The organism is Paraburkholderia sp. (assembly GCF_034668105.1).
Lineage (GTDB): Bacteria > Pseudomonadota > Gammaproteobacteria > Burkholderiales > Burkholderiaceae > Paraburkholderia.
Window position 1 is genome coordinate 1 of record NZ_JAXDPY010000662.1, and the last position, 6,035, is coordinate 6,035.

The 6,035-nt window shown below is 60.8% G+C and carries 8 protein-coding genes and 1 pseudogene; 7 read left to right on the forward strand and 2 right to left on the reverse strand.

The genetic code is table 11. The annotated features are described in order from the left end of the window. Window positions 1–238: 238 nt before the first annotated feature. The 5 genes from QOC89_RS29355 (at window position 239) to QOC89_RS29375 (ending at window position 2,917) form a co-directional block, all read left to right on the forward strand. Window positions 239–580, forward strand: a complete 342-nt coding sequence (locus QOC89_RS29355; RefSeq protein ID WP_323048245.1) for a chemotaxis protein — start codon at window positions 239–241, stop codon at window positions 578–580. A 105-nt stretch (window positions 581–685) separates the two neighbouring features. After that, window positions 686–1,237, forward strand: coding sequence for a type 1 glutamine amidotransferase domain-containing protein (locus QOC89_RS29360; RefSeq protein ID WP_323048246.1), 552 nt, complete (start codon window positions 686–688; stop codon window positions 1,235–1,237). 97 nt (window positions 1,238–1,334) lie between these two features. Next, window positions 1,335–1,898 carry a DUF4142 domain-containing protein gene (locus tag QOC89_RS29365; protein ID WP_323048247.1) on the forward strand — a complete coding sequence of 188 codons (564 nt, stop codon included), beginning with the start codon at window positions 1,335–1,337 and terminating at the stop codon, window positions 1,896–1,898. Continuing rightward, window positions 1,895–2,239: a DUF1488 domain-containing protein gene (locus QOC89_RS29370; protein WP_323048248.1), complete on the forward strand. Its 345-nt coding sequence runs from the start codon at window positions 1,895–1,897 to the stop codon at window positions 2,237–2,239. Before QOC89_RS29365 ends, QOC89_RS29370 begins: the two co-directional genes overlap by 4 nt. Before the next feature lie 96 nt (window positions 2,240–2,335). Further along, window positions 2,336–2,917, forward strand: a complete 582-nt coding sequence (locus tag QOC89_RS29375; protein WP_323048249.1) for a hypothetical protein — start codon at window positions 2,336–2,338, stop codon at window positions 2,915–2,917. 200 nt (window positions 2,918–3,117) lie between these two features. Here the strand turns inward: QOC89_RS29375 and QOC89_RS29380 are convergent, their stop codons facing one another. Next, entirely contained in the window at window positions 3,118–3,360 is a 243-nt protein-coding gene (locus QOC89_RS29380) for a hypothetical protein (protein ID WP_323048250.1), read from the reverse strand. Between the two features lie 367 nt (window positions 3,361–3,727). Between QOC89_RS29380 and QOC89_RS29385 the strand changes: the two genes are divergently transcribed. Then, window positions 3,728–4,180 carry a PA2169 family four-helix-bundle protein gene (locus QOC89_RS29385; protein WP_323048251.1) on the forward strand — a complete coding sequence of 151 codons (453 nt, stop codon included), beginning with the start codon at window positions 3,728–3,730 and terminating at the stop codon, window positions 4,178–4,180. Between the two features lie 350 nt (window positions 4,181–4,530). Here the strand turns inward: QOC89_RS29385 and QOC89_RS29390 are convergent, their stop codons facing one another. Beyond that, window positions 4,531–4,866, reverse strand: a complete 336-nt coding sequence (locus QOC89_RS29390) for a BON domain-containing protein (protein ID WP_323048252.1) — start codon at window positions 4,864–4,866, stop codon at window positions 4,531–4,533. 521 nt (window positions 4,867–5,387) lie between these two features. Here QOC89_RS29390 and QOC89_RS29395 point away from each other — a divergent pair. Then, window positions 5,388–6,035 (forward strand): annotated as a pseudogene (locus QOC89_RS29395) (RNA polymerase factor sigma-54); the annotation flags it as partial.

A 6,035-nucleotide genomic window follows, 5' to 3' on the forward strand; every position in this document is an offset into this window, starting at 1 on the left:
CACGGAGCGTGTCTGTCGAATGGGGCGGCTCATCGACGAATCCGCGGACGAATGCGCGATGCCCCCAACGGGATGATCCTGCCTGTTGAAGGATGGGATGCGCGAACGGAACGATCATGCCTATTGAAGTATTGCGATGCGCGAACGAAACGATCCCGCTATTGAACGATGGCGATGCGCGAGCGGAACGGTCCTTGCGAACGCTCAAGTGGGTACCGAATCAGCCAAGGAGGCCACCATGAGCAGCACATTGAATCCCGATGAAGAGCCGCAACACGTAGTCAAGGAAACGTCAGGCACAACCGGCGCGCTAGGTCCGAGCGATTCTTCCGATAGCGGCAGCGATGTCGCCGGTGCGAAGCGTCATGAATTCGATGTCGATTCCGAACTGGACAACCACGCGCTGGAAACCGGTGACACCGAACTCGGCAGTGACACCGATCGCGCCGGCACCGGTGAGCGGGCCGCCGCCGACGGCGATTCGACTCTCGTGGAGAACGGCGATATCGAACCCGACCGCATTGTCGATCCCTTGAACGCCGATGACGACGGTCTCGACGACGATCCGCACGGCCTGTAGACGGTTATCGGATATAGGCACGTCTTTTGCTGCTGGATGATGTAACGAAGTGGCCGCCCGCTTGACCCGCGCAGCCCCTGCACTAACACGTAATGGAGAGTACGCATGGCTAACACGCTGAATGGTTACAAGGTAGCGATACTCGCGGTAGACGGCTTCGAACAAGCCGAACTGCTCGAACCGCAACGCGCGCTGATTGAAGCAGGCGCAACGGTACACGTCATCTCGGCGAAGCCCGGCAAGATCCAGGGTTTCAAACATGTCGACAAGGGCGACACGGTGGAAGTCGACTCGACTTTCGACAAAACCACTTCGGCAGACTATGACGCCGTCGTGCTGCCCGGCGGTGTGGTGAATGGCGACGCGATCCGCTTGCTGCCCCAGGCGCAAGCCTTCGTCAAGTCCGCCAACGACGCCAAAAAGCCGATCGCAGTGATCTGCCACGGTGGCTGGCTGCCGGTCTCGGCAGGGATCATCAAGGGGCGCACCCTGACGAGCTGGCCGAGTCTGCAGGATGACATTCGCAATGCGGGCGGCACGTGGGTGGACCGTGAAGTGGTCGAGGACGGCAATCTGATCTCGAGCCGCAAGCCCGACGATCTTCCTGCTTTCAACAAAACACTGATTGCGCAATTGTCGAAGCGCAAGGCTGCATGAGTGAAGCGTGATGGACGAGGCGCGTGGAACTGTTTTCAATGTCGCGCTTCGCCGCTTTGCCCGCTTTCGATGGACAGGTCGACCAGGGAGAAAATGCATGAAATTCCGGTATCCCCTACAAGTGATGACGGTGGCGTTGGGACTCGGCGCGGCGTCGATCGGCGCGGTGTACGCGCAAGCCAGCGACGCGCCCGCCAGCGATGCACCCACGAGTCCCACCAAGCTCTCGCCGGCGGATCAGCAGTTCGTGCAGGACGCGTCGCAATCCGATGCCACTGAAATCGCGGCGAGCAGAATCGCGCTCAAGAATTCGAGCGATGCGAACGTCAAGAAATTCGCGCAGCAAATGATCACGGACCATACGAGACTGTCGCACGGCCTGGCCGCGCTGGCTGCGAAGAAGGGACTTGCCACGACGCCGTCAGCCGATTCAGCACTCGTCGGCAAACTGCAAACACTCAAGGGCCGCGAATTCGATCAGGCCTATGTTGAGCAGATCGGCGTGGAAGCGCACCAGCGCGCGGTCGACCTGTTCCAGCAGGAGAGCCAGAGCGGCACCGACTCGCAGCTGAAGGCGGCGGCCGCCCATGCGCTGCCGACCATCAAGCATCACCTTGCCATGGCGCAGCAACTTGCCGGCTCGATGAAGGGTGCGTCATGAGCGCGATCCTGCCGCGGCCGGCCTATGAGGATTCCCTTATGCACATCACTTTCTCCGACGACAAGCCGCTGTTCGACGGAACGAATCTGACTGTGCGCTTCATGGCGCGCGTCGATGGAGAAGCAGTGGTATGTGCGATCACCGCGGAGGCGCTGGAAGATCATTTTGGCGCTGACTCCGCGCTCGAATCCACGCTGATGGCCGCTTTCGACAAGGGACGCAATCGCATCCGTTCGGTATGCGCGGAAGCGCTCGACCAGAACGGCGGCGATGGCGTAGTGTTGCATAGCGGACTGTTCAGAGTGGAAGGCATGGAACCCGATCGCGGCACCACCGCGTAGCGCGGCCACGCCGAGCGCCCGTGCGCATTGTCCGGCGCGGTGTCGCGCGGCGCCGGCGGTCCGCAAAAACGCGATTCAACGATGCAAGGAGGCCTTATGTCACTCATCGTCGCAGCACGGTTTACGACTTTCCCGGCCGCCGAAGATGCGGCGCAAAAGCTCTTCAACGCAGGTTTCGTCGAAGAAGACGTCACGCTGTTCTTTGTCAATCCACGTGGCCAGCACGCGCGCCATCCGATCGGCGGCGATACCGGCACCGACGCGGGCGCGAAAGACTCGCCCAAGGGCGCCGGAATGGGCGTGACGCTCGGCGCGGTAGCGGGGGCGGTGGTCGGCGTGGGGATCTTCGCGGCGTTTTCGGCGCCGCTTGTCGTCTCGCTGATCGCGGCGGGCGTCGGCGCTTATGTCGGCTCGCTAGTCGGCGCGATGTTAGGCACTCGCGAAGGTGGCAAAGGCGTCCACCATTCGGCTTTTCACGAGGAGTCGCGCGATTCCGGCGTGCTGGTTGCCGTGCACGTGAGTCCCGACAATCAGTTCGACGCCGCTCGCGTATTGCGCGAGGCAGGCGGCGTGGCGATCGAACGTGCGAGCGGACGCTGGCAGCAAGGGCGTTGGGCTGATTTCGATCCGCTCAAGACGCCCGTGCCGCTTAACGAGTTCGCGGAGAAGCATGCTTGAGCGGGGTGAGCGCTTGTGGTTGAGTGAGCGCAGTGCGGTAAACAGCAAAACGGCTCGACTTAATGTCGGGCCGTTTTGCATTTGCGTTCATGCTGAACCTGCGCAGATGCGCTGGCTTTAGACGATCGCGGCGCTGACGTCTCGTCTTGGTCACCTCGACGTCGAGACTCAACGTGCAAACCGTCCGCTCATAGCCACGCCTATACCCAGATACGCGCTGCACTATGTTGCAGTTGCGGCTCACGCTCCATCTGGCGCTCACTGCGGGTCGGTTCGCAAGTCGCGGGCGCCAAACCATCATGCGAAATGCCACACGACGACGCAGCCTGAGCGCTCGCAGCCGGCGCTTCCACTCGCTGGATATGCTCCCGGATTTGCAGCACGCCGGCTGATGTGACGATTGCGATCGCGAGCAGATACTCCGCGCTCCTGATTTTTTTCATGATGATTCTCCCTGTCGTTATTGCCTGCCCATTGTTTTCAATTCCTTGGCACGTCTTGCAGTGCGTTCATGCACTGAACATCGCCGCGCGGGCAGGGGAGACTAAGCAACCTGCATGCCATCCAGTAGAGGCCAGAGGGCGGCGTTCTTGCGCCACTCAGCGGTCGCTGCGGTGCGAAATATTTACGTGTGCCTGCAAGTTCGCAATACGCGTCGACGCTCCCCGCCTGTGCTAACCAACGTATCGATGCCCAAGTGCGCCGGGCACGACTCATGCGAATAGATCGATGAACCCCGTTGCTATGTGGAAGTGCGTAGTGAATGCGTAGCGGCGGATTCCACGATTAACGAAACCCTGGAGGTATTGAATGGCTACGAACGTTGTTTCCGTGTTGAACGATCTGGTCGAAACGTCGAAGGATGGCGAGAAGGGCTTTCGCAAAGCAGCAGAAGACGCGCGTGAAGCGCAGTTGAAGACGCTGTTCCTGTCGCGTGCCGAAGACTGCGCGCGCGGTGCGCGCGAATTGCAGGACGCGGTTCAGGCGTTGGGCGGAAAGCCCGAAACGGGCGGCAGCGTCAGCGGCGCGTTGCATCGTGGCTGGGTCGATGTGAAGTCGGCGGTGACGGATCGCAGCGATTACGAGATCCTCGCCGAATGCGAAAAGGGCGAAGACGTCGCGAAGAAGCGCTATCACGACGCGCTGGAAAAAGAATTGCCCGCGGACGTGCGCGCTATCGTTGAGCGTCAATATCAAGGCGTGCTGCAAAATCACGACCGCGTGCGCGATCTGCGCGATCAGTACGCCGCAGCGAAGCGTTAAACGTTAGCGGCATTTGCAGCGTGAGCGGCCAGATAAGCCGCAGACCGGCGCTTTAACGAGCAACGGTTTTGTTTCAGACAGCGGGAACAGGGCAGGTTGGCCGTGCCATGCAATAACACATCGACCCTTGGGCCCGCAAAAGTAAACGCGGCGACACAAGCGGTCGCACACAAAAAAAGCCGTCCGCACTTGAACTGCGGACGGCTTTTCCTTTGCTTGGTTGTCCGACGCTACCCGGTCAGCCCGTTCGCCCAACAACGGTGGCTGACTGTCTCGACAGAAACCGCGGTGCTGGCCCGGCAAAAAAAGAGCCGGCCGAAGCCGGCTCCTTTCTGCTCGCTCGCGCGATCTTAATCCGCAATGACCTTCAGATGGTTCTTCACGCTCGAGACACCGTCAAGGCCCTTGACGACTTCCCCAGCGGCAGCCTTGTCGTCAGTCGAGGGCACCGAGCCCGTGAGCCACACCACGCCGTTGCGGGTCTTCACGTGAATATGGGTCGACTTGACGTTCTTCGCGCTCAGCAGCGAAGCCTTGGCCTTGGTGGTGATGGTGCCGTCGTCGACGTGCTGGCCGATGGTTTCGGACGATGCCGACGGGGCGGTGCTGGTTTGCGCCGTAGCGTTCAGTGCGAATGCAACACAAGCGATGCTACCTGCGGTCTTCAGAAATTGGATGGTCTTCATGGTTTCTCCTTCGGGTGTTGATAAAAAGTGCGGTCTTGTTGCCTGCGGTCGATCGCGGTTCAAACCGTTGATGACTCGCGTGGGGTCGTTGCCGCTACGGTTCCGTCAGGGCCCGTTATCGACACCGGACGACGGTCGAGGCATGCGTTTCGTTTGTCTCGTCACCGCGTTACAGGACGATCGACTCGCGTGCAAAGACCTGCGTCCGTCCACATAGTGCCGAGACGCAAGGTGCGTGCCCGCCACCGCGCAGGCCTGTCCGATGATGGGAAAAGCCGTTACGCCACATGCATTTAGGCTGACGAATAGCCCGGGAGCGAGGTGCGGCGCGCGCTGCGGCGGCCCGCAACGCGCAGGGCCGTAAATTGCCGGGAGCTTGTAAAAATGGCGCTCATCGGCTCCGCAATTGGCGCGCCCGAAAAGGCGAAACTCAGAAAAAACAGTGTGTTGGGCGAGCTGGTATGACAGTTGCTCCATAGAGACTACACACCATTTTTCAGCTATTAAGGGACCTCACTACAATGCCTTCAATTGAACTACGCACAAGGCAGTCTCTTGCACTTACGCCGCGTTTGCAGCAATCGGTGCGTCTGTTGCAGTTGTCGTCTCTGGAGTTCCAGCAGGAGTTGCGCACCGCACTCGACACCAATCCATTCCTCGAGTACGACTCGACCGACACGGAAGACGTCGCCCTCGCCACCGCGGCGCCCGGGGAAGAAATGGGCGCGGTGGCCGCCACGGATACGGTCGCGGTAGCCGAACCGGAATCGATGCCGGCTGAAAGCGGTAACGACACACTGGAAGGCGCGGGGCAGGATGACATGCCCGGTGATTTTTCGGGCGACTACAGCAGCCGCAGTTCGACCCGCCAGAACGGCGACTCCGAGAGTAGCGATCCCGCCGAATGGGCGCGCTCCCAGCCCACCTTGCGCGAGCAGTTGCACGACTCGCTGCGGCTCTACCGGCTCGATGACCGGGACCGCGCGGTGGCCCGTTTCATCATCGAGGCACTCGACGACGACGGCTATCTGCGTCAGGAACTCTCCGATCTCGCCGACAGCGTCGACCTTGAACCTGAACTGACGGAAGAAGAATTGCTGGTCGCGCTGCGGCTCGTGCAGTCGCTCGATCGCCCCGGTCTCGGTGCCCGTTCGCTGTCGGAGTGTCTA